The sequence below is a fragment of the Bradyrhizobium ferriligni genome, assembly GCF_056837965.1.
Map to the genome: position 1 here is coordinate 15,558 of NZ_JBXEJO010000090.1, position 21,178 is coordinate 36,735.

Annotated in this window: 19 protein-coding genes, 1 pseudogene and 1 riboswitch; of the genes and pseudogenes, 11 read left to right on the plus strand and 9 right to left on the minus strand. The window is 64.9% G+C overall.

All coding sequences use genetic code 11. The annotated features are described in order from the left end of the window. Positions 1 to 100 precede the first annotated feature (100 nt). From AC1VNY_RS36995 to AC1VNY_RS37015, 5 genes are all read left to right on the plus strand, one after another. Positions 101 to 1,339 carry a branched-chain amino acid ABC transporter substrate-binding protein gene (locus AC1VNY_RS36995; protein WP_016847024.1) on the plus strand — a complete coding sequence of 413 codons (1,239 nt, stop codon included), beginning with the start codon at positions 101 to 103 and terminating at the stop codon, positions 1,337 to 1,339. Positions 1,340 to 1,458: 119 nt separating this feature from the next. Next, positions 1,459 to 2,406, plus strand: coding sequence for a branched-chain amino acid ABC transporter permease (locus AC1VNY_RS37000; RefSeq protein ID WP_028341315.1), 948 nt, complete (start codon positions 1,459 to 1,461; stop codon positions 2,404 to 2,406). Beyond that, positions 2,403 to 3,695 (plus strand): branched-chain amino acid ABC transporter permease, encoded by a 1,293-nt coding sequence (locus tag AC1VNY_RS37005; protein ID WP_482408866.1) that lies wholly within the window; start codon positions 2,403 to 2,405, stop codon positions 3,693 to 3,695. The genes AC1VNY_RS37000 and AC1VNY_RS37005 overlap by 4 nt, the downstream gene beginning before the upstream one ends. Then, the gene (locus AC1VNY_RS37010; protein ID WP_028332917.1) at positions 3,692 to 4,441 is read left to right on the plus strand and encodes an ABC transporter ATP-binding protein; all 750 of its coding nucleotides are present in this window, start codon (positions 3,692 to 3,694) and stop codon (positions 4,439 to 4,441) included. Before AC1VNY_RS37005 ends, AC1VNY_RS37010 begins: the two co-directional genes overlap by 4 nt. Beyond that, positions 4,441 to 5,136 (plus strand): ABC transporter ATP-binding protein, encoded by a 696-nt coding sequence (locus AC1VNY_RS37015; RefSeq protein WP_482408867.1) that lies wholly within the window; start codon positions 4,441 to 4,443, stop codon positions 5,134 to 5,136. Before AC1VNY_RS37010 ends, AC1VNY_RS37015 begins: the two co-directional genes overlap by 1 nt. 53 nt (positions 5,137 to 5,189) lie before the next feature. Here AC1VNY_RS37015 and AC1VNY_RS37020 read toward each other — a convergent pair whose 3' ends face one another. Next, positions 5,190 to 6,086 (minus strand): helix-turn-helix domain-containing protein, encoded by an 897-nt coding sequence (locus AC1VNY_RS37020; protein ID WP_482408868.1) that lies wholly within the window; start codon positions 6,084 to 6,086, stop codon positions 5,190 to 5,192. Positions 6,087 to 6,219: 133 nt separating this feature from the next. On the opposite strand from AC1VNY_RS37020, the gene AC1VNY_RS37025 reads away from it, so the two are divergent. The 4 genes and pseudogenes from AC1VNY_RS37025 to AC1VNY_RS37040 form a co-directional block, all read left to right on the plus strand. Beyond that, positions 6,220 to 6,729: a NuoB/complex I 20 kDa subunit family protein gene (locus AC1VNY_RS37025; RefSeq protein ID WP_411784282.1), complete on the plus strand. Its 510-nt coding sequence runs from the start codon at positions 6,220 to 6,222 to the stop codon at positions 6,727 to 6,729. Between the two features lie 85 nt (positions 6,730 to 6,814). After that, on the plus strand, positions 6,815 to 7,336 hold the full coding sequence (locus tag AC1VNY_RS37030; protein WP_482408869.1) for a DUF2867 domain-containing protein: 522 nt from the start codon (positions 6,815 to 6,817) through the stop codon (positions 7,334 to 7,336). Between the two features lie 24 nt (positions 7,337 to 7,360). Further along, the gene (ubiA, locus tag AC1VNY_RS37035) at positions 7,361 to 8,272 is read left to right on the plus strand and encodes a 4-hydroxybenzoate octaprenyltransferase (protein WP_482408870.1); all 912 of its coding nucleotides are present in this window, start codon (positions 7,361 to 7,363) and stop codon (positions 8,270 to 8,272) included. A 5-nt stretch (positions 8,273 to 8,277) separates the two neighbouring features. Further along, a pseudogene (locus AC1VNY_RS37040) lies at positions 8,278 to 8,508 on the plus strand (ABC transporter ATP-binding protein); the annotation flags it as partial. Positions 8,509 to 8,799: 291 nt separating this feature from the next. Here AC1VNY_RS37040 and AC1VNY_RS37045 read toward each other — a convergent pair. Then, on the minus strand, positions 8,800 to 9,846 hold the full coding sequence (locus tag AC1VNY_RS37045) for an AraC family transcriptional regulator (protein ID WP_482408871.1): 1,047 nt from the start codon (positions 9,844 to 9,846) through the stop codon (positions 8,800 to 8,802). A gap of 316 nt (positions 9,847 to 10,162) precedes the next feature. Here AC1VNY_RS37045 and AC1VNY_RS37050 point away from each other — a divergent pair, with 316 nt between their 5' ends. Next, positions 10,163 to 10,453, plus strand: coding sequence for a hypothetical protein (locus AC1VNY_RS37050; RefSeq protein ID WP_482408872.1), 291 nt, complete (start codon positions 10,163 to 10,165; stop codon positions 10,451 to 10,453). On the opposite strand, the gene uca is transcribed toward AC1VNY_RS37050, so the two are convergent. The 7 genes from uca to AC1VNY_RS37085 form a co-directional block, all read right to left on the minus strand. After that, positions 10,450 to 13,992: an urea carboxylase gene (gene uca / locus AC1VNY_RS37055; RefSeq protein WP_482408873.1), complete on the minus strand. Its 3,543-nt coding sequence runs from the start codon at positions 13,990 to 13,992 to the stop codon at positions 10,450 to 10,452. The two genes, AC1VNY_RS37050 and uca, sit on opposite strands and share 4 nt — an antisense overlap. Before the next feature lie 3 nt (positions 13,993 to 13,995). Beyond that, complete coding sequence (locus tag AC1VNY_RS37060; RefSeq protein ID WP_482408874.1) at positions 13,996 to 14,649, minus strand: urea amidolyase associated protein UAAP2; 654 nt, start codon at positions 14,647 to 14,649, stop codon at positions 13,996 to 13,998. Further along, the gene (locus AC1VNY_RS37065) at positions 14,646 to 15,491 is read right to left on the minus strand and encodes an urea amidolyase associated protein UAAP1 (protein WP_482408875.1); all 846 of its coding nucleotides are present in this window, start codon (positions 15,489 to 15,491) and stop codon (positions 14,646 to 14,648) included. Before AC1VNY_RS37065 ends, AC1VNY_RS37060 begins: the two co-directional genes overlap by 4 nt. Further along, positions 15,488 to 16,321 (minus strand): ABC transporter ATP-binding protein, encoded by an 834-nt coding sequence (locus AC1VNY_RS37070; RefSeq protein ID WP_411784274.1) that lies wholly within the window; start codon positions 16,319 to 16,321, stop codon positions 15,488 to 15,490. The genes AC1VNY_RS37065 and AC1VNY_RS37070 overlap by 4 nt, the downstream gene beginning before the upstream one ends. Next, positions 16,318 to 17,136, minus strand: a complete 819-nt coding sequence (locus AC1VNY_RS37075; protein WP_482408876.1) for an ABC transporter permease — start codon at positions 17,134 to 17,136, stop codon at positions 16,318 to 16,320. The genes AC1VNY_RS37070 and AC1VNY_RS37075 overlap by 4 nt, the downstream gene beginning before the upstream one ends. A 32-nt stretch (positions 17,137 to 17,168) precedes the next feature. Next, the gene (locus tag AC1VNY_RS37080; RefSeq protein WP_482408877.1) at positions 17,169 to 18,242 is read right to left on the minus strand and encodes a putative urea ABC transporter substrate-binding protein; all 1,074 of its coding nucleotides are present in this window, start codon (positions 18,240 to 18,242) and stop codon (positions 17,169 to 17,171) included. A gap of 78 nt (positions 18,243 to 18,320) precedes the next feature. Beyond that, positions 18,321 to 18,431: riboswitch (guanidine-I (ykkC/yxkD leader) on the minus strand. Positions 18,432 to 18,776: 345 nt separating this feature from the next. Then, a complete protein-coding gene (locus AC1VNY_RS37085) occupies positions 18,777 to 20,555 on the minus strand; it encodes a peptidoglycan-binding domain-containing protein (RefSeq protein ID WP_482408878.1) in 1,779 nt (592 codons plus the stop codon). Positions 20,556 to 20,796: 241 nt separating this feature from the next. Here AC1VNY_RS37085 and AC1VNY_RS37090 point away from each other — a divergent pair, with 241 nt between their 5' ends. Then, positions 20,797 to 20,922 (plus strand): hypothetical protein, encoded by a 126-nt coding sequence (locus AC1VNY_RS37090; protein WP_276325852.1) that lies wholly within the window; start codon positions 20,797 to 20,799, stop codon positions 20,920 to 20,922. The last annotated feature ends 256 nt before the right edge of the window (positions 20,923 to 21,178 follow it).

Here is a 21,178-nt window from a genome sequence, read left to right on the forward strand (position 1 = left end):
CGCAGTATTCAAAGCGAAAGTTGCGAAGGCTCGGCGATTGGGGTTATGAGACGGCCTCGATCGCTAAAGATCAAGAAACACGAGCAAGGGAGAACGCAGGATGCATAGGCTGATCGTTGCCGCCGCGGCAGCGCTGACGGTGTTGGGAGGCGCGGCGTCCGCGCAGGAATCCATCAAGATCGGCTATATCGATCCGCTCTCCGGCGGCGGCGCCAGCGTTGGCGAAGGCGGCCTGAAGACGTTTCAGTATCTCGCCGACGAGTTGAACGCCAAGGGCGGCATCCTCGGCCACAAGGTCGAGATTGTCCCGCTCGACAACAAGACCAATCCGCAGGAAAGCCTGGTGCAGGCGCAGAAGGCGGTCGACGCCGGCGTCCACTACATCACCCAGGGCAACGGCTCGTCGGTCGGTGCGGCGCTGGAAGACTTCGTCACCAAGCACAATTCGCGCAACCCCGGCAAGGAAGTGCTCTACTTCAACTACGCCGCGGTCGATCCGGCGATGACCAACGAGAAGTGCAGCTACTGGCATTTCCGCTGGGATGCGAACTCGGACATCAAGATGGAAGCGCTGACCAACTACATGAAGGGCCAGCCGTCCATCAAGAAGGTTTATCTGATCAACATGGACTATTCGTTCGGCCAGTCGGTGCGCACCACGGCGCGCAAGATGCTGGGCGAAAAGCGGCCGGATATCCAGGTCGTCGGCGACGAGTTGCACCCGATGCTCAAGGTCACCGACTTCTCGCCCTACATCGCCAAGATCAAGGCGTCCGGCGCCGACACCGTCGTGACCGGCAACTGGGGCCAGGACTTCGCGCTGCTGCTGAAGGCGGCGGCTGACGCCGGCCTCAAGGTCAACTGGTACACCTATTATGCCGGCGGCGCCGGCGGACCGACCGCGATCAAGCAGGCCGGCCTCGAGGGCCAGGTGTTCCAGATCAGCGAAGGCGTCCCGAACTCCGGCAACAAGGCGGCGATGGATTTCGAGAAGGACTTCCGCGCCAAGACCGGCATTTCCGTCTGGTATCCGCGCGCGGTCAACGAGATGCGGATGTTCAAGGCGGCCGCCGAGAAGGCCAATTCGATCGATCCGGTGAAGGTCGCGGCCGCGCTCGAAGGCATGAAGTTCGAAGTGTTCGACGGCGGTGAAGGCTTCATCCGCAAGGACGACCACCAATTCTTCCAGCCGATCTACATCTCCTCGTTCGGCTCGCTGGCCGACAAGACCAAGGAGCCGTTCGACGAGGAAAACACCGGCTGGGGCTGGCGCATCGTGTCCAAGATCGACACCGCGCAGACGATGCTTCCGACCACCTGCAACATGAAGCGGCCCTGATCGGCCGTCTCAGTCATTCCGGGGCGATGCGTAGCATCGACCCCGGAATGACGGGTAAGTTCCTTTCGTTCGACAGGTCTTTGATCACGTGAACCGTTCCAGTCTCAAGCGAGTGCGCCGTGGCTGAGCTGATCGTCATCTCGACGCTCAACGGCGTCCTGTTCGGCATGCTGCTGTTCCTGTTGTCCAGCGGGCTCACCGTCATCTTCAGCATGATGGGCGTGCTGAACTTCGCGCATGCCAGCTTCTACATGCTCGGCGCGTTCTTCGGCTTTCAGCTCACCCGCTGGATCGGATTCTGGCCGGCCCTGGTGCTGGCGCCGCTGCTGGTCGGCGCGGTCGGCATGGCGGTCGAGCGCTACGGCCTGCGCAACACCCACAAGCACGGCCATGTCGCCGAACTGCTGCTGACCTTCGGGCTTGCGTTCGCGATCGAAGAGATCGTCTCGATGATCTGGGGCAAGAGCCCGGTCGACTACCGCGTTCCGGCGGCGCTCGACTTCCCCGCCTTCACCGTGTTCTCGACCAACTACCCGGCCTACAAGATCTTCATGCTTGTCGTGTCGGTCGTGATCTTCATCGCGCTGCTGGTCACCTTGAAGAGGACGCGCGTCGGCCTGATCGTGCAGGCCGCGCTGACCCATCCGAGCATGGTCGGCCATCTCGGCCACAATGTCGGGCGCGTGTTCATGCTGGTGTTCGGCGTCGGCAGCGCGCTTGCGGGTCTCGCCGGCGTCATTGCCGGTCCCTCGCTGGTGACGCAGTCCGACATGGCCGCGCTGCTCGGCCCGATCCTGTTCGTCGTCATCGTGTTCGGCGGCCTCGGTTCGCTGCCCGGCGCCTTCATCGCTTCGCTCCTGATCGGCTTGATCCAGACCTTTGCGGTCGCGCTGAACGGGTCGCTCGCCAGCGTGTTCGGCCCGCTCGATCCGAGCCTCGGCCCCTCGCCGCTCACCGACATCTGGAACGTGACGATCGCGCAGATCGCGCCGATCCTGCCGTATGTGCTGCTGGTGCTGGTCCTGATCTTCCGCCCCATGGGCCTGCTGGGGACGCGCGAGTCATGACCAACGCTTCCACGCCCTCCATCGCCGCGGCCAAGCAGGAGCCCGGCAACGCCCTGAGCTTCTATGCCGTCTGGCTGCTCGCAGCCATCGCGCTGGTCGTGCTGCCGCTGGTGTTCGGCGCCGGCGGCTCGCTGACCTCGTTCTGCCTGATCGGCATCGCGATCATCTTTGCGCTGTCCTACAACATCCTGCTCGGCCAGACCGGGCTGCTGTCGTTCGGACACGCGGTGCAGTACGGCCTCGGCGGTTTCCTCGCCGTGCATGTCATGAACGCGGTCGCGAGCCACAACTGGCCGATCCCGCTGCCGGTGATCCCGCTGGTCGGCGGCATCGGCGGCATGGCGTTCGCCCTCCTCGTCGGCTGGGTGATGACCAAGCGCGCTGGCACCGTGTTCGCGATGATCTCGCTCGGCATCGGCGAACTGGTCGCCTCGTCGTCGCTGATCCTGCGCAGCGTGTTCGGCGGCGAGTCCGGCATCACCACCGACCGCACCTCGCTGATGCCGATGTTCGGCTGGACCTTCGGGCCGCAGATCCAGGTCTACTACCTGATCGCGTTCTGGGTGATGGTCTCGGCGATCGCGATGTATGCGCTGACCCGCACGCCGCTCGGGCGGATCTGCAACGCGGTGCGCGACAATCCGGAGCGCGTCGAGTTCATCGGCTACGATCCGCATGTGGTGCGCTATCTCGCCTACATGTTCGCCGGCTTCTTTGCCGGCATCGCCGGCGGGCTGACCGCGATCAATTTCGAGATCGCCAACTCGGCCTATCTCGGCGCGACGCAATCGGGCCTCGTGCTGTTCTCCGCGTTCATCGGCGGCACCGCCTATTTCTTCGGTCCGATCCTCGGCGCCATCCTGGTCACCTATCTGCAGCTCGGGTTGACCAGCGTCACCTCGGTCTGGCAGCTCTATTTCGGCATCATCTTCATCGGCATCGTGATGTTCGCGCCCGGCGGCATCGCCGGCATCCTGATGAAGCACCGTCCGCTGATCCGCGCCGGAACGCTTCGTTCCGTGATCCCGTCCTATCTGGTCGCGGCGATCCCGACGCTGGCGCTGGCGCTCGGCATCATCCTGACCATCGAGACCGTCGCGCGCTTCTCGGGCGGCGACGCGATCAACCTGCTCGGCATTCCCTTCGTTGCCACGGCGCCGACGACCTGGGTGGCCGCGGCGGTCCTGCTCGTCGGCGGCTTCCTGGTCGCGCGCATCACCTGGCGGCGCGTCGCGGAAGCCTGGGACCGCGCCGCGACGGTGGCCCGTGACCGGGGGTATCTCGCATGACCGCAGCCATCCAAGTCAACGCCGTCGAGAAGAGCTTCGGCAATGTCGCCATCATCCGCGATCTCAACCTGAGCGTCGCCAAGGGCGAGCGCCACGCCATCATCGGCCCCAACGGCGCCGGCAAGTCGACGACGTTCAACCTGATCAGCGGCCACATCAAGCCGACCTCGGGCGAGATCCGCCTCAACGGCGAGGTGACCTCGGGCTTGCGGCCGTTCGAGATCAACCGGCGCGGGCTGTCGCGCTCATTCCAGGTCACCAACGTGTTCGCCCGCATGACGGTGTGGGAGAACGTCCGCTGCGCCGTGCTGTGGGCGACCGGCCACCGCTACGCGTTCTGGAAGAACGTCGACAATTTGCCCGAGGTGAAGCAGCGCACCGCGCAGATCCTCGACGACATCCATCTCAGCCACCGCCGCGACGTGCCGGCGGGACTCTTGACCTATGCCGAGCAGCGCGAACTCGAGATCGGCATCACGATCGCGGGCGGCGCCAGCGTCATCATGCTGGACGAGCCGACCGCGGGCATGAGCCACGCCGAGACCGAGCGCGCCGTCGCACTGATCCGCCGCCTCACCGAAGGACGCACGCTCGTCATCGTCGAGCACGACATGAGCGTGGTGTTCGGCCTCGCCGACCGCATCTCGGTCTTGGTCTACGGCCACATCATCGCCTCCGGCACGCCGGAGGAGATCCGCGGCAACCCGAAGGTCAAGGAAGCCTATCTCGGCGAGGAGGTCGACTGATGCTCGAGGTCAGGAATCTTCACGCCTATTACGGCAAGAGCCACATCCTGCAAGGCGTCGATCTCGACATCGCGGCCGGCGAGGTCGTGAGCCTGCTCGGCCGCAACGGCGTCGGCCGCTCCACCACGGTCAAGGCGATCATGGGAGAGGTGCCGCCGCAGGGCACCATCCGCTTCAAGGGCCGGGACATCGCGGGCCTGCCGAGCCACAAGATCGCCCGCCTCGGACTCGGTTATGTGCCGGAGCATCGCGACATCTTCCCCGGACTGACGGTGCGCCAGAACCTGATCCTCGGCATCAAGGACCCGCGCCGCCCCGGCAAGTGGCGGCTGCAGGAGATGCTCGACATGTTTCCCAATCTCGCCGCGCGCGCCGACACGCCGGCGGGCGTGCTGTCGGGCGGCGAGAAGCAGATGCTGACCACCTGCCGCACGCTGCTCGGCGACCCCGAACTGATGATGATCGACGAGCCGACCGAAGGCCTCGCGCCGCTGATCGTGCAGCAGGTCGGCGAGCTGATCGCGCGGATCGCCAAGGCCGGCGTCGCCATCCTCCTGGTCGAGCAGAAGCTGTCGATCGCGATGAAGATCTCGAACCGGGTCTACATCATGGGCCACGGCCGCGTCGTGTTCGAAGGCACCCCCGACCAGCTCAAGACGAATGCCGCCGTTCGCGAGGAATGGCTCGAGGTGTAGGCGGGCACCGGCCGCGCCAGAGGCCGCTTTCTCGACCAGAGCACTGCATCGGCCTACTGACCTTTCGGCTCGTCGAAATACTGCCCGAGCAGCCGGTAGGCCCAGAAGGCTTCGTCGTTTCCTGCACTCCTGCGCAATTGCTCCGGTGTGAAGCCGGTGTGGCGGCGCATTTGTCGGATCATGTGCGCCTGATCGGCAAATCCGGACGCGGCTGCGAGGCCGGCCCAGTCCACCTCGCCGTCCTGGATTGCCTCGTGCAATTTGGCATAGAGCTGCTCGGTATGGCCGAGGCCCTGGAGGTCCCTCTGACTGGCGCCGGTCCATGACTTAATCCGCCGTGCGATTTGCCGCGCACTGCGCCCAAGGTCGGTCAGCGCGGCCCTGACCACGAGGCTTCTGCTCCAGTCCTTGGTCCATCGCATCGGCCCGGCTCCGGCGGGGCGCGCGCTTGCCCACATGACCGCGATCTTGTCCTTGAGAACCGCGAGCGCTGTTTCGGCTCCATCGCGCTGAACGGCACCGAGGAAGTCACGGCAAAGCGCCAGCATCGGTGGTGGCAGCACCTGCTCCGCTGGCACCGTGCGCCCGGTGAATGTACTCAAGTCGAGCCCGGTCATCGCAGAAAACGCGTCAGGATAGAATGCGATCGTAATTGCAAAGGTCTCGCCAGGGTTCCAGGTGACGACCGGCCCGAGCTGCGTCCCGGAGAAAGCAAGTGTGGGCATCACTGCTCCGGTCCAGGGACACTCCATCTGGTGCGGCTGATCGATCCGATGCCAGTCACCGGCGAGCACCCACGTCAAGGAGCAGAGCGGCGCCGCCGGGAAGAAATTGAACCGTTGGGCCTGATCGAGCGCGGCGCCCCGCGTATCCCGAATGATCGTACAGAAGAGGCAACCCGCAATCGACGGACCCGGCCACACGATCTGAGAGCTGGTCGTCGCAGTCACTGCAGCGCTTCCGGGGATGCCTGGCATCGTTCGAGCGTGTCCGAACCGTTCAATACAGGAACAGTCGACGTCTGGCACGTTGAAAGCAATCGGGAATTGTCGAACGACCCGCCTCCATGGAGAGCAGGCTCAGATGGAATTGGCCGGCAATGATACGTCCTTGCTTGAAATCAACAATGAGCTTGCGGACAAGGGATTTTTCGTCACCTCCGTCGACGACATGATCACCTGGGCCCGCACGGGGTCGGTCTATTGGGTGACGTTCGGACTTGCCTGCTGTGCGGTCGAGATGATGCAGGTCATGATGCCGCGCTACGACCTGGAGCGGTTCGGGTGCTTCCCGCGGGCGTCGCCCCGGCAGAGCGACCTGATGATCGTCGCCGGCACGCTAACCAACAAGATGGCGCCCGCGCTGCGCAAGATCTACGATCAGATGCCGGAGCCGCGCTATGTGATCTCGATGGGATCGTGCGCCAACGGTGGCGGCTATTATCATTATTCATACTCGGCGGTGCGCGGCTGCGACCGCATCGTGCCCGTCGATATCTACGTACCCGGCTGCCCGCCGACGGCGGAAGCGCTGCTCTACGGCGTGATGCTGTTGCAGAAAAAGATTCGACGGACCGGCACCATCGAGCGCTAAATGACTGTTGCCGGACCTGCACCGCAAGCACGGCATTGGGCGGACGGCCGGCGCCGGCGCAACGACGATTGGATTCGGAGTTCGCATGAACGTTGTTGAATGCGATGTACCATCCGGCGGCTTGCTCAGCCGCGAGGCTGTCGAGCAGGCCTATTTCCGTGACTCGTACCGGACGCCGCTCAGCCGCATCGAGCTTGGCATCATCGATATCTTCTTCGGCATTTTTGCCCATCATCCATTGTGGATGAAGCTGCTCCTGATCGCGCGCAACAAGGTCGCCTCCCTTGCAGGCCTGGATACACCGACCGCGTCCGAAATCTTCCATGTCGAGATGAAGGACCGCTACGCCGTCGGCGACACGATCGGCGTCTGGCCGATCTTCGCGCTGGGCGAGAACGAGATCGTCGCTGGCCGCAACAACAAGCACCTGGATTTCAGACTGTCGGTCCTCAAGGTGCCCGACGGCGACGGAGCCAGCGTGATCGTCTCAACCATCTGCACGGTCCATCATTGGTCCGGCAAGGTGTATCTTTTCTTCGTCGTTCCGTTCCACAAGTATGGCGTCCGCAAGCTGATGGCAAACGCGCTGACGGCTGGGAGGTTGTGACGTGCCTCTGACCCGGATGAGACAATGGCTGCCGTGAACCGGCCCGACCTGAGCGATATTCATCCGGGCGACTGGGTAGATCGCCGATTGCCGTCCGCGTGGCGGCCATTCACACGACTGGCAAGGCTGGATCGCCCCGTCGGAATATGGCTGACGCTGTTTCCCTGCTGGGCCGCGTTGATCCAGGCGTCGCACGGTTTCCCCGATCTACGCCAGCTCGCGATCTTCTCGCTTGGCGCCTTGCTGATGCGAAGCGCCGGTGCCACCGTCAACGACATTGCCGATCGCAAGTTTGACGGCCACGTCGAGCGGACGCGCCTTCGCCCCCTGGCAAGCGGTCAAATCGGCACACGACCCGCCTTTGTCTTTCTGGCCGTTCAGCTTGCGCTTGCGGCGTGCCTCCTGTTCTTTCTGACCCCCGACGCGCGCCTGGTCGCGATTTGCGTTATGCCGCTCGTGTTCATCTATCCGTTTTGCAAGCGCGTCACCCATTGGCCGCAGGCCGTGCTGGGTGCGGCGTTCAATTGGGGAATGCTGATGGCGTGGGCCGAGATCGCAGGACACATCCCGGCAGGAGCCGTGCTGATGTGGATCGGGGCCATCACGTGGCAGATCGGTTACGATACCGTCTATGCCTATGTCGACGTGAAGGACGATACCCGCCTTGGTCTGAAATCCACGGCAATTCTATTCGGCCGGCACGGCAAGGCCTGCATCGGCCTGTTCTACGGCCTGACCGTCCTGGCCTGGTCGATCGGGGGCTGGTTGCTGGGCATGTCGATGCCTTACGCCCTTGGAATGCTGGTCATCGCCGCGCATCTTGCCTGGCAGACCTGGCAGTTGGACCTTGCCCGGCCCGAGGTGAGTTTCCGGTTGTTCCTCTCGAATATTCTGACCGGAGCACTTCTGGCCTGCGCGGCATTCTGCGGGACATGAAGGGCGACAGGCCGACCGAAGGCCTGGCGTCGCTGATCGTGCAGCAGGTCGGCGAGCTGATCGCGCGGATCGCCAAGGCCGGCGTCGCCATCCTCCTGGTCGAGCAGAAGCTGTCGATCGCGATGAAGATCTCGAACCGGGTCTACATCATGGGCCACGGCCGCGTCGTGTTCGAAGGCACCCCCGACCAGCTCAAGAGCAATGCGGCCGTTCGCGAGGAATGGCTCGAGGTGTGAGGCGGGCAGCGGCGGATCGACAAAGCAATCGAACGTCGGCCTGGCAGCGCCATCAGTCAGTTCGCGAACACGATCCAGACCAGCGCGACCAAGAGACTGTGGAAACAAATTATCGAAGCCAGGAATAGCCAGTCGTCTCTGGTCATCGGGCCGAAGGCCTCGGCCGAAGCGCGGCGACAGCGACACGCCAGCTGGGAAAGGAGGTTCGACCGCATGGAACTGCCCTAGCGGAGGACGCCCCGCCAGGTCTTGCTAGTCTGTGCCAGCTACTTGAGAGCTCGTGTCAGCCGATCACCGATCGCGATTCGAACTGCGATAGGCCCTCGGCGTCAGGCCGGTCCAACGGACGAACGCATGTGTGAAGGAAGAGACCTCGCTGTAGCCCAACAGCCATGCGATTTTGGAAATCGGCAGTTCCTCATCTTCGAGGTAATGGCGGGCAAGTGCGGTTCGAAACGCCTCGAGAACATCTGAAAAGCCCACCCCCTCCGACGACAATGCTCGAGCGAGAGTCCTCCGGCTCATGCCAAGACGACGCGCGACCGCCTCGGCATTTGCTTTGCCGTGCGGAAGCAACTGGGCGATGTGTCCTTCGACGCGAGACCGCACGCTGCTTCGTCTCGATGCCCGGTTACGAAGCGCTTCGTCGGCATATTGAAGCAACATCCTGTTGAGATGCAAATCCGCACCCACGACAGGCAATGCGCCGATCCGGGACGGAAACAAGAGCTCGTCCCGGTCCGCTGCAAATTCGATCTCGCATCCGAGAAGAGATCGCACATCCAACGGCGTTTCTCGTCTGGCGTGCCTCAGCTTGATTTGCTTCGGGACCAGCCTGCCGTCAGTCAGTGCGCGGCAAATACGGATCAGCGTAACCAGCCAAAATTCCGCATGGTGACGATCCGACGACCGATCGATGTTGACATATTCGAACCCGATGGCGAAGCCGCGATCCAGAGAGCTCCGCAACCGCACACCCTCGTTGTTGATCGCGCAGTAGCGTCCGCCGATTCGCAAGGCGTCAACGAGATGCTCCGATGAAGCCATGACGTAGTACAGAAGCCCGATCTCGCCCAGCTCGAAGCCTTGAGCCAGATGGAGCCCGAAACAGTCGTCCTGCAATTCCCTTGCGGCGAGTTCGAGCAGCCTGACCTGCGCTCGCGCATCGATCCGACGCTTGCGGTCCTCGACGTCGTCGATTGCCAGGCCTGCAGCTGACACGATCGGAGCCGGATCAACCTGCGCATCCCGCAGCCGGGCACATGTGAGACGCGCGATCCCCCCGGCAGAGCTCGGTATCGACGGCAAGGCGCTTGCAAGGCGTGTGGCGGTTTTCATTCGGCACCGAACTGTGTTCGTGGCTCAGCGTCGGGAGCTTCCGGAATCGTATTTTGACCTATGTCAAACGAGCTCATGGGTTCGAGGCATCCGGTCTGACACCATCTCGCAATTTAAAGACCCAGGATCACAAGACGCAACGGACGCAAATCATCTAGCCGATTGCTTCGCGGCCACTCCATTTCTGCCTCGAAACGACGGCAGTCGGCTTCCAATGGGCCCGCGCGGGGGCGAACTCGTCATGGGCTTGGTCAAGCATGCAAATTCGCTGGGACAGGCGATTGGCGCCGAAGCGAACAGCCATATGAGCTAGGTCGTGGTCGGAGAAACACCTGCCCAGCATAGCGGCATTCATCGTTCAATTCATTACCTGATCATTGAAGGCGAGGCTGCGGGCACCTGGCGTTACTCGTTTTCCATCGGCGATCGCAACTTCTCGGGAACGGTTCAGGCGGTCCTGGGATTGCTGGCGGCACGCCGTGTAAGGATGAAGATCGATCGAATGTTAAAGCAAAACGCGTCAACCGATCATCAAAGCCGGCAGCGCCCGGAGAACGAGGGCGAGACGCCCGCTCCGCCCGTCCCACCGGCCGATCCCAAGGACTAGCGCGGCCGGAGCAACGCCACGACATCCCCCGCGCGCAGCGTCTGGCCGGGCTTCACCGGCACCGACGCGATGCGGCCTGCCGCGGGCGAGAGCACCGAAATCTCCATCTTCATGGACTCGATGATCGCGAGAGTGTCGCCGGCTGCGACCTCGGCGCCCTCCTCGACCAGGATCTTCCAGATGTTGCCGGGCACTTCCGAGAAGGCCCCTAGCTGACCATCGGGAATACCGGTCGCGGCGACGCTCGCGTCGACGGGCTCTGCCGGCGCCTCGTCGAGCTTCATCTCGCGCCAGCGCTGCCGCTCGGCGTCGAACGCGGCCTGCTGCGTCGTCTTGAACGCCGCAATCGACGGCCGTGCTTCGGCCAGCGACTTCGCGTAGTCGGCGTAGGAGAATTCGCCCTCTTCGATCCTGATGTCGTATTGACCGTGCGGGAACGCGGCGCGGGCGTCGAGCAGTTCATCGGCGTCGACCGGGAAGAAGCGGATCTTGTCGAAGAACCGCAGCAGCCAGGGATGGCCTGATGCAAACACCCGCGTGGTGCGCCAGGTGTTCCAGACCTGGATGGTGCGGCCGAACAACTGGTAGCCGCCCGGCCCCTCCATGCCGTAGATGCACATATAGGCGCCGCCGATCCCGACCGCGTTCTCCGGCGTCCAGGTCCGCGCCGGGTTGTATTTCGTGGTCACCAGCCGATGCCGCGGGTCGAGCGGGGTTGCCACCGGCGCGCCGAGATAGACGTCGCCGAGGCCGAGCACGAAATAGTCGGCGTCGAACACGATGCGGCGGACATCGTCCTCGCCGGCGAGGCCATTGATGCGCCGGATGAACTCGACATTCGACGGACACCACGGCGCATCGGCGCGCACCAGCTCCTGATACTTCCGCATCGCTAGCTCGGCCTCGGGATCACGCCACGACAGCGGCAGATGCACGGTGCGGCTCGGCACCCGCATCGCGTCGACCGGCGGCAATTCGCGCTCGATCCGCTTGAGCACGTCGAGCAATTTTCCGCGCGACAACGCGCTGCCGTCATAATGGATCTGCAGCGAGCGGATGCCGGGCGTGAGATCGATCAGGCCGGCGAGCTTCGCCTCTTCCAGCGCCTGCGCCAGCACATGGACGCGCAGCCGCAGCGCGATGTCGAGCTCCATCGGGCCATATTCGACCAGCAGATTGTCGTCGCCGGCGCGGCGATAGACCACTGCGATCGGGCCGTCATCATTGCGACCGACGATCGCCGATCCAAGTTCGGGAGCGCGCAGCACCGTGGGGCCGGCAACCGGATCGTCGCGTTTGACCGGCACGAAGCGGACGGTGTCGCCGGGCCGGAGCTGGCCGACCTTCCAGAGCTCGTCGCGCGCGACGACGGCCGGACAGACGAAGCCGCCGAGGCTCGGTCCGTCGGGCCCGAGGATGATCGGCATGTCGCCGGTGAAGTCGATCGAGCCGACCGCGTAGGCGTTGTCATGGATGTTCGACGGGTGCAGCCCGGCTTCGCCGCCATCGGCGCGGGCCCAGCGCGGCTTCGGCCCGATCAGCCGCACGCCGGTGCGGGCGCTGTTGAAGTGCACCTCATAGCTCGACGCGAACAGCGTCTCGATATCCTCGTCGAGGAAGAAGTCCGGCGCGCCGTGCGGGCCATAGACGACGCCGATCTGCCAGGCCGATGTGAGCTGTGGCCGCTCGTTCTCCGTGGCGCGCCGCGGCGCGGCAAGGCCCCGCCGCTCGGCGCCGATATGCAGCACGTCGCCGGCCTTCAGCGAGCCCGTCGCATGGCCGCCGAAGGCGCCGAGCGCAAACACCGCCCGCGACCCGAGAATCTCGGGCACGTCGATGCCGCCGCGCACGGCGAGATAGCTGCGCTGGCCCGGCCCCTTGATGCTGCCGATCGCGAGCGTCTGGCCCGCGCGCACGGCGAGCGGCTCGTCATACGCGACATCGGCACCGTCGAGCGACGCCTTCATCCGCGCGCCCGAGAGCGCGACGATCGCGTCGGTGTTGAAGCGCAAGGTCGGTCCGTTGACCGTCAGCTCCAGCGCCGTCGTTACTTCCGAATTTCCAACCACGCGATTGGCGAGGCGAAACGATCGCTCGTCCATCGGCCCGCTCGGCGGCACGCCGACATGCCAGAGATGCAGCCGGCCGGGCAATTCCTGCACTCCACTCTGCGCCCCGGGCGCGACGACGTCGATGGTGCGCGGGCGATAGGCGAAGGCGCCGAGCACACTGGTTGCCACCTGGCCGGCGCGGAACACGTCGGAGGCTGCAATGGCGCGCAGATAGTCCAAATTGGTCTCGATGCCGGCTACGACCGTATCGTCCAGCGCCTGCGAAAGCCGCGCGATCGCGGCCTCGCGCGTCTCGGCCGAGACGATGATCTTGGCCAGCATCGGATCGTAGAACGGCGACACCTCGGTGCCGGTCTCGATCCAGCCGTCGATCCGCGCATCCGCCGAAAAGCTGACCTGCGTCAGGCGGCCCGCGCTCGGGCGAAAGCCGGCGCCCGGATTCTCGGCATAGAGCCGCACCTCGATCGCAGCTCCCTTTGGCGCGAGCGCGCCCGCCTGGCCGAGCACGTCCTCGCCGGCCGCCTGCCGGATCATCCATTCGACGAGGTCGACGCCAGTGACCTGCTCGGTGACGGGATGCTCGACCTGCAGGCGGGTGTTGACCTCAAGGAAATAGAAATCCTCGCGCTCGACGTCGTAGATGAACTCCACCGTGCCGGCGGACTCGTACGACACGGCCTTGCCGAGCGACACCGCGGCCGCATGCAGCCGCCGGCGGATGTCGGCCGACAGCCCCGGCGCAGGCGTCTCCTCAAAGACCTTCTGATTGCGCCGCTGCAGCGAGCAATCGCGTTCGCCGAGCGCCACCACGCCGCCCTTGCCGTTGCCGAAGATCTGCACTTCGATATGGCGGGCCCGGGCGACGAACCGCTCGAGATAGACCCGGGCGTCGCCGAAGCTTGCTCGTGCGGTGCGCTGCACCGATTCGAAGCGCTCGCGCAGCGTCGCCATGTCGTGGCACAGCTGCATGCCGATGCCGCCGCCGCCCGCCGTGCTCTTCAGCATGACCGGGAAGCCGATCGTTTCGGCCTGCTGCACCGCCTCGTCGATGGTCTCCAGCAGGCCGGAGCCCGGCAACAATGGCACGCCGCTGCGCTCGGCAATCTCACGGGCGCGGTGCTTGAGACCGAAGGCGTCGAGATGCTCCGGCCGCGGCCCGATGAATTTGATGCCGTGCTCGGCGAGCCGTTCAGCGAAACGTCGGTTCTCCGACAGGAAGCCGTAACCTGGATGCACCGCCTGCGCACCGGTGGCAAGGCACGCCGCCATGATCGCATCGACATTGAGGTAGCTCTCAGCGGCGGGCGCAGGACCGATCCGCACCGCCTCATCGGCGTCGAGCACCGGCCGGGTGAAGCGGTCGGCGTCGGAATAGACCGCGACCGAGCCGATGCCCATGCGGTGCAATGTTCTGCCGATCCGCCCGGCGATCTCGCCGCGGTTGGCAATCAGGATCTTGCTGAACATGCCTCACGCCTCCGGCTCGACGATCGCGACGTCGAAGATCGTCACCTGCACCGGCGTCGGGAAGAATCCGTTGCAGGGATTGTTGATCTGCGGACAGTTCGAGATCAGGCACAGCACGTCCATCTCGGCCACCAGCTCGATCGCGTCGCCGGGCCTGGAGACGCCGTCGACCACGGTGAAATTGCCGGCGGGATCGATCGGCACGTTCATGAAGAAGTTCAGATTCGGCACGATGTCGCGCTTCGACATGCCGTACTTCGCGGCTTCGATCACGAAATTCTCGCGGCAGGCGTGCTGATAGCGGGTCTGGTGCCCGAACCGCACGGTGTTGCTCTCGCAGGAGCAGGCGCCCGCCGAGGTGTCGTGCAGGCCGCAACTGTCTGCCGTCACGCGCAGCATCACGCGGCCTTCGTTGGACATGATCCTGGTGCCGAGCCCGACATAGGCCGAGCCCTGCGCGCGCAGCGTATCCTGGCCGCTGTAGCGCTCGCCGAAATCACCGGCGCAATAGAACAGCGTGTCGACCGCCTGCTGGCCATGGCTATCGGTGATCCGCAGCGTCTGCCCCTTGCGAATGATCGCCGACCACGGCTTGCGCGCGGGAATCTCGACATCGAGAACGATGCGGCCGCCGGTGCGAACAGATTGCGCGGTCATCGCACGGCTCCTTCCAGGGTTTCGCCGAGATACAGCGCGTTGTTCTCGTAGGCGCGGACCGCTTCCGCGGTCGCGGTCCGGCACAGATCGTCGGCCGCCGGCGCGGCCGCGCGGTAGCGCACGATCTCCACTCCCGCCTGCGGATAGGCTTTCGCGGGATCGAGCGGATGCGGGCAGTTCGACAGCGCGATCAGAAGGCCCATCTCCGCGCGCAGATCGACGAAATCGCCCTTCTGCCGCCGCTGCTCCGACCAGACAAACTTGCCGTCGGCGTCGATCGCGACCGGTGCGAAGAAGCTGACACAGGGATGCACGTCGCGGCGATCAAGGCCAAGCTTGGCCGCGGCGAGAATGAAATTGTCGCGCGTGTTACGGAAATTGCCGTCGCCGTATTTGGCCAGGTTGGTCGCCGCGGTCGAGCCGCCGACCACAGCATCATGCGCGGCGCTGCTGTCCTCGGTGATGCCGAGCAGCGCGCGCCCCATGTCGGACAGCAGCACCCGTCCCTTCTGCAGCCGCGCCGCCCACTGTACCTTGATGGTGTCGGCGTGGTTGAGCCGCTCGGTGATGTCGGCGCTGTTCCAGGCGAGCAGGCTGACGGTCGACGTCCCCGACGTATTGACGATGCGCAGCGTATCGCCGCGGTTCAGCCGCGTGGTCCAGTACCAGCCGGACGGGATCGTCTCACGGTGAATGACCGTGTCGGCATCGATCGGCGCGGCGGCGCGCGCAGTCGGCGCCGGCAGTGCCCGCGGCGCGTGCTCCTGCCCCGCCGCCTTCAGCTCGTTATACCGCCGGGTATGCGCGGCGATCTCGGCCTTCTGTTCCTCTGACAGGATCATGGTTGCTCCTTCAAGACGAGAGCGCCGGGCCGTCCCGGCTGATGCTCCTTGCCTGACCGGGTCGTCCCGGTCGGAGCTGGTTGAACTGACGACCGCAGCTCCGCGCTGCGGCGTGGAAAGATCTCGAGGTCGCGCGACACCGTGGCGCCGTAGCGGTCGCGCTCTTCGGGCCGGTTGCGTTGTCGCTCCAGCGCGATCACGCGCGTCGCGAGCCCGAAGGCCTCGCTGAGGTCATGCGTCACCATCACGACGGTGAGATGGGTCTCGTTCCAGAGCCGTTTCATCAGGAGGTGAATGTCGGCACGAATACCCGGATCGAGCGCACCGAACGGCTCGTCGAGCAGCAGGATCTTCGGGCCGCGCATGATCGCCTGTGCCAGCGCGAGCCGCTGCTGCATGCCGCCCGACAGCGCCGACGGATATTTGCTCTCCTGGCCGGCGAGCCCGACCTCGGCGAGCAGCTTCATTGCCTCGTCGGCGGCGGCGCGGCGCGCGGCGCCGAACAGCCGGCCGGTGAATTTGGCGTCGCGCAGTTCGCGGCCGAGCATGACGTTCTGCAGCACTGTGAGATGCGGAAACACCGAGTAGCGCTGAAACACCACGCCGCGGTCGGCGTCCGGCTCGCCGGGCAACGGCTTGCCGTCGACCAGGATCTGCCCGCGGGTCGGCTGCTCCTCGCCGAGCAGCATGCGGAGCAGCGTGGTCTTGCCGCAGCCGGAGGGACCGACCAGCGCGATGAAGGCGCGCGGCTCGACCTCCATCGTAATGCGCTCCAGCACGATGTGGTCGCCATATTCCTTCCACACGTCGTCGAAACGGATCGCGCTCATTCCGCCCTCACCGAGGCAAACCACGGAAACAGTTTCCGCTGCGTGACGCGCAGGCCGACATCGATCAGGAACGCCAGCAGCGTGATCCAGGCGACGTAGGGGATGATGACGTCCATCGCGAGATAACGGCGGACCAGGAAGATCCGGTAGCCGAGCCCGGAATCGGATGCGATCGCCTCGGCCGCGATCAGGAACAGCCACGCCGGCCCGAGCTGCAGGCGCAACACGTCGATCAGCCGCGGCAGGGTTTGCGGCATCGCGACGCGCAGCGCGATCTGCCAGGTCGAGGCGCCGAGCGTCTGTGCCTTGACGATCTGCTCGCGCGGCAGCTCCTGCACCTTCATGGCGAGGTCGCGGATCATGCAAGGCAGCGTCCCGATCACGATCAGCGCGATCTTGGAATTCTCCCCGAGCCCTATCACGATGAACAGGATCGGCAACAGCGCCAGCGGCGGCACCATCGAGGTGACCGACACGAACGGCCCGAGCAGGGCGTTGGCGCCCGGCAACAGCCCGATCACGATGCCGAGCACCAGCGCCGCCACCGTCGAGATCGCCAGCGCCGAGCCCAGCCGCCCCAGGCTGGCGACGGTGTCGGAGGCCATCAGATAACCGCCGGTGCGCGGATCGACCTCGAACGCCATCTGCTTGACGGCCTGCACCATGCTCGGCAGCGCCGGCAGCAGCTTGTCGTTCGGGTTCTGCGCGAGCCGCGCGCTGGAGCCGGCGAAGTAGGCGATTGCGACCAACAGGAACGGCAGCGCGAGCAGATAGAACCGCGTCTGCCGTCCCGGCCGTATGTTCACAAGTCGCATGGTCGGCTCCTGCCTGATGCGGCACTACATGGTCACAGCTTGCCCTTGGCGGCTTCGTCCATGTAAGTCGGGTCGAAGCGCAGCTTGACGTTCGACTTGTCGCCGAGCACCGACTTGTCGGCGAGCTCGATGCCGACCGCGTCGGCCGACTTCGCACCCTTGCCGAGCAGGTCCTTCTCGAACAGGAATTTGCGCACGCGATCCATGGTCGCGCCGACCGTCTGGCTGCGCGTGAAGGCTTCGGCATCGGTCGCCTTGTCGAACAGTTTTGTGGTCGAGAGCTGGCTGTCGAAGCCGGCAAGGTCGGTGCCGGAGGCCTTGGCCATCGCTTCCTTGGCGGCCTTCGCCGCGGCATCGTCCGCCGTCATTTTCGACAGTGTCTCGTACCAGATGCCGACCAGCGCCTTGGCGAAATCCGGATTGTCCTTGGCGACCGCGGTGTTCACCACCATCAGGTCCATGATCTCGCCGGGGATCTGCGAGGAATCGAACACCTTCTTGGCGTCGGGCGAGCCGAGGATTTCGGTCACGATCGGATTCCAGGTCACGACCGCATTGACGTCAGACGTCTTGTAGGCCGCGGCGATATCGGCGTCGGAGGTGTTGACGACCTTGACGTCCTTCTCGCTCAGCTTGCTGGTCTCGAGCGCGCGCGCCAGCAGATAATGCGACACCGAGAACTCGACCAGGTTGACCGTCTGCCCCTTGATCGCGGCGAGATCGGCCTTGTTCTTCAGGATCACGGCATCATTGCCGTTGGAGAAATCGCCCATCACGACCGCTGTCGTGTCGACGCCGCCGGCTGCCGGAATCGAAAGCGCGTCCATGTTGGTGATGGTGACGGCGTCATAGCCGCCGGCGGTGTACTGGTTGATCGATTCGACGTAGTCGTTGAACTGCTTGACCTCGATCGCGATGCCGTACTTGTCGGCCCATTTCTTGACGATGCCGGTGTCGGCCGCGTAGCCCCACGGCATCCATCCGACATAGATCGACCAGGCGACCTTGAAGCTTTTCTTCGGCGCGGCGTCGACCGCAGGCGCAGCCGCCAGCACGACCGCGCAGCCAATGACAACAGAGCGAAGGAAGAAAACGAATTTGTTCATTGCCGATCCCTCTTGCGAAATTTCACAAAAAGGGACTGGCGAAAAGACCATCGCTCCGCCAATCCCTTGGCTGACGAGGTCTCCCGGGCTTTTATCCCGCCGTGCACCTGCGGGGATGTCTCCCCCGCAAGCGGCTGCTCTCGGACCAGCATCTTGCTCGGCAAGATCGGAACCCTAGCGGCCAACTCGACGCCATTGATGCACGAGGCGTGCCAGCCGACCGGCAATTGAATCTCATGAGATTTTTTCGCACGCACTGCGCCGCAGCGACGGCGCCTTGCTTAAAGATTGCGCAGACCTGCTCAGAATTGGCTCTGTCCTTTCGCCACCGACGTCAGCAGGATCACACGATGGCTGATGTCGAGGGGAGTTCGATGCGCAAGCTTCTGAGCATTCTGTGCGCCGGCCTCTGGCGCGGGCTGCACGGCCGGTTCGGCCTGGTGCCGAAGTCCGACGTGAAAGGCTGATCGCAAGATCGCAAAAAAAAGCCCCGCTCTGCAGCGGGGCTCCTGTCCAAGGACCCTATTTCGGATCCTATTTCCGATCGGAGTTTTGCGCCGGCGTCTGCGGGCTTTGGCCTGAGCCTGACGACGGCGGATTGTTGTTCTGGTTGGGCTGGCTGGGCTGCGCATCCCGGCCGGCATTTGGCTGGTTGCCGCTGCCCTGACCGACGGTCGACTGGTTCTGCGGTGCAGCCTGGCCCGTCGTATTCTGCTGCGGAGCCTGCTGCTGAGCGGACGGCTGATTTCCGCTCTGGCCGGTTGTCGACTGGTTCTGCGGCGAGTTCGCCTGACCCGTGGTCTGCCCGGTCGTGTTCTGCTGGGCAGGCTGCTGAGCGCCGGTCTGGTCGGTCGACTGGTTCTGCGGCGCGTTGGTCTGACCGGTCGTCTGTCCAGTCGTGTTCTGCTGGGTGCGGCTCTGGCCGACCGTCGACGACGCGCCCGCGTCCTGACCGATCCGATCGGACAGGCCGAGTGCGGTCACCGTGCGCGTGTCGACGCTGCCGCTGGTCGTGATGCCCTCCCGACGCTGGAAGGTGATCAGCGCCTCGCGAGTCCGCGATCCCAATACGCCGTCAGCCTCGCCGACCAGCAGGCCGCGGTCGATCAGCACTTGCTGCACCTCGCGGATCTGCTGCGGGTTCAGGTCCATCATCGCAACGCTACCGCCACTACCGCCGCCGCCGCGATGGCTGAAGCGCGTCCGCGGTCCGACCGGGACGACGTCGACGACGCGGCGCTCGCGATCGAGGAACACGACTTCATCCTCGACGACGAAGAAGCTGTCGTCGCGATAATACGGGAACGCATCGATCAGCGCCGGAAAGGCTGCGACCGACACCGCGTTGAACCTCCGCGGCACCACCACGCCCGGATTGACCGCGAAGTTGATCGTGCTGACATTGACGCGCGGGGCGTTACGCGCCGACAGCACCGAGCGCTGGATCGTGCTCTGCTGCTGCGCGGTCACGGTGCGCCCAGCCTCGGTCTGGACCGTGGCGTTCGACTGCGCCTGGGTCTGAGCGGTTGTCCCGGTTTGCCCCTGGGCCTGACCGGTGGTCTGTCCGGAGTTCATCCGGTTTTGCGTCGTACCGGACTGCGGAGCGGCCGCACCCGTGGTCTGGCCGGCTCGCGTATTCGGGGCCGCCGTTGTGCCCTGGCCGGGGGTCGTATTCGTGCCCTTTGCTTGGCCCGTGGTCGTGCTCTGGCCGGTCGTCGTGTCCGCCTTGCCTTGAGTCTTGCCTTGAGCCTTGTCCTGAGCCGTCCCCTGGCCGGTCGTGGTGCCCTGGCTGCGGTTCACGCTGTTGGCGCGATTCTCCTGCTGCTGCTGGCTTTGCCGCGTCGTGGCGCTGCCGCGTTCGCGGGATTCAGATCGGCCCATCTGCTCGCGCTGGTTTCGGCTCTGGCCGACGGCCTGCTCCTGCTTGCTCTGGCTGCGCTGACCCTGCTCGGCGCGGCCGCTCTCGCGGGCCTGGCCGGTGGTCTGGCTGCGCTCGGCCGCACCGCGGCCCATCTGACCTTCAGCCCGACCGCTCTCTCGTGCACCTTGGCTCTCTCGTGCGCCGCCTTGGCCGCGGCCGACCGTCATGCCTTCGCTTCGCGACGCCCCGGGACTGCCATGCATTGCGCCGCCGGAACTGCCGGCCGACGGGCCTGCGGATCGGCCGTGTTCACCGCCGCCACCGCCTGCGCCGACGTTTCCGCCGCCACCCACGCTGCCCTCGCGCATGCCCTGCGCCGATGCGAGACTGACGCCGGCCAACAGCACGGCCGTCGTCAGCAGAAACCTGCGCTTCATGATCTTGCTCTGCATTACCGATTCCTCCTGGAGTTTGGCGGCCACCCGGATTGCGAAGCCGGCGCCAATGGCCGGCGGCACGCTCCGCACCGCGGCCGCATTCCAACAAAGCCGGCGAGGACGCGGCACAGCCGTGCGCACTTTTCACCGGTGAACTGTGAGAAAACAGCGTCGCCGCCCGCACCGTTCCTAGATGCCGGCGCGACGCGACATTTCGCACCGAGGGAACTGCCGCGCGATTATCCTTCAGGAACCGATGGCCGCGCTTTCCCGTTTTGAAATGAAGCGTGGGTTCGCCGTCACGTCGATGTTCAGCGAGCTCGCGCGGATCATCATCCGCTGCGACCGGCGGAAGATCGGAACAGGTTCCGTTCGGCTTTGAACATTTGCTTCGCCGTCAACGGGAGCACCACTGCGCCCATCTCGCCAGCCAGGCCTGTTGCAGGCCCGGGTTCGTTGCAGGCACCGCCATTCGCAACCAATGCCACTCTGCCCCGTTGACCGGCTGGGCAATCATCATCGAGGAGGATCCCATGAGGAAGACAGGCCTTGTTCTTGCAACCGTCGGTGCGCTTGGGGTGAGCGCCATCGCAGCCCCGGCGCCCGCCGAAGCACGTTGGGGACACGGCGGGTGGGGG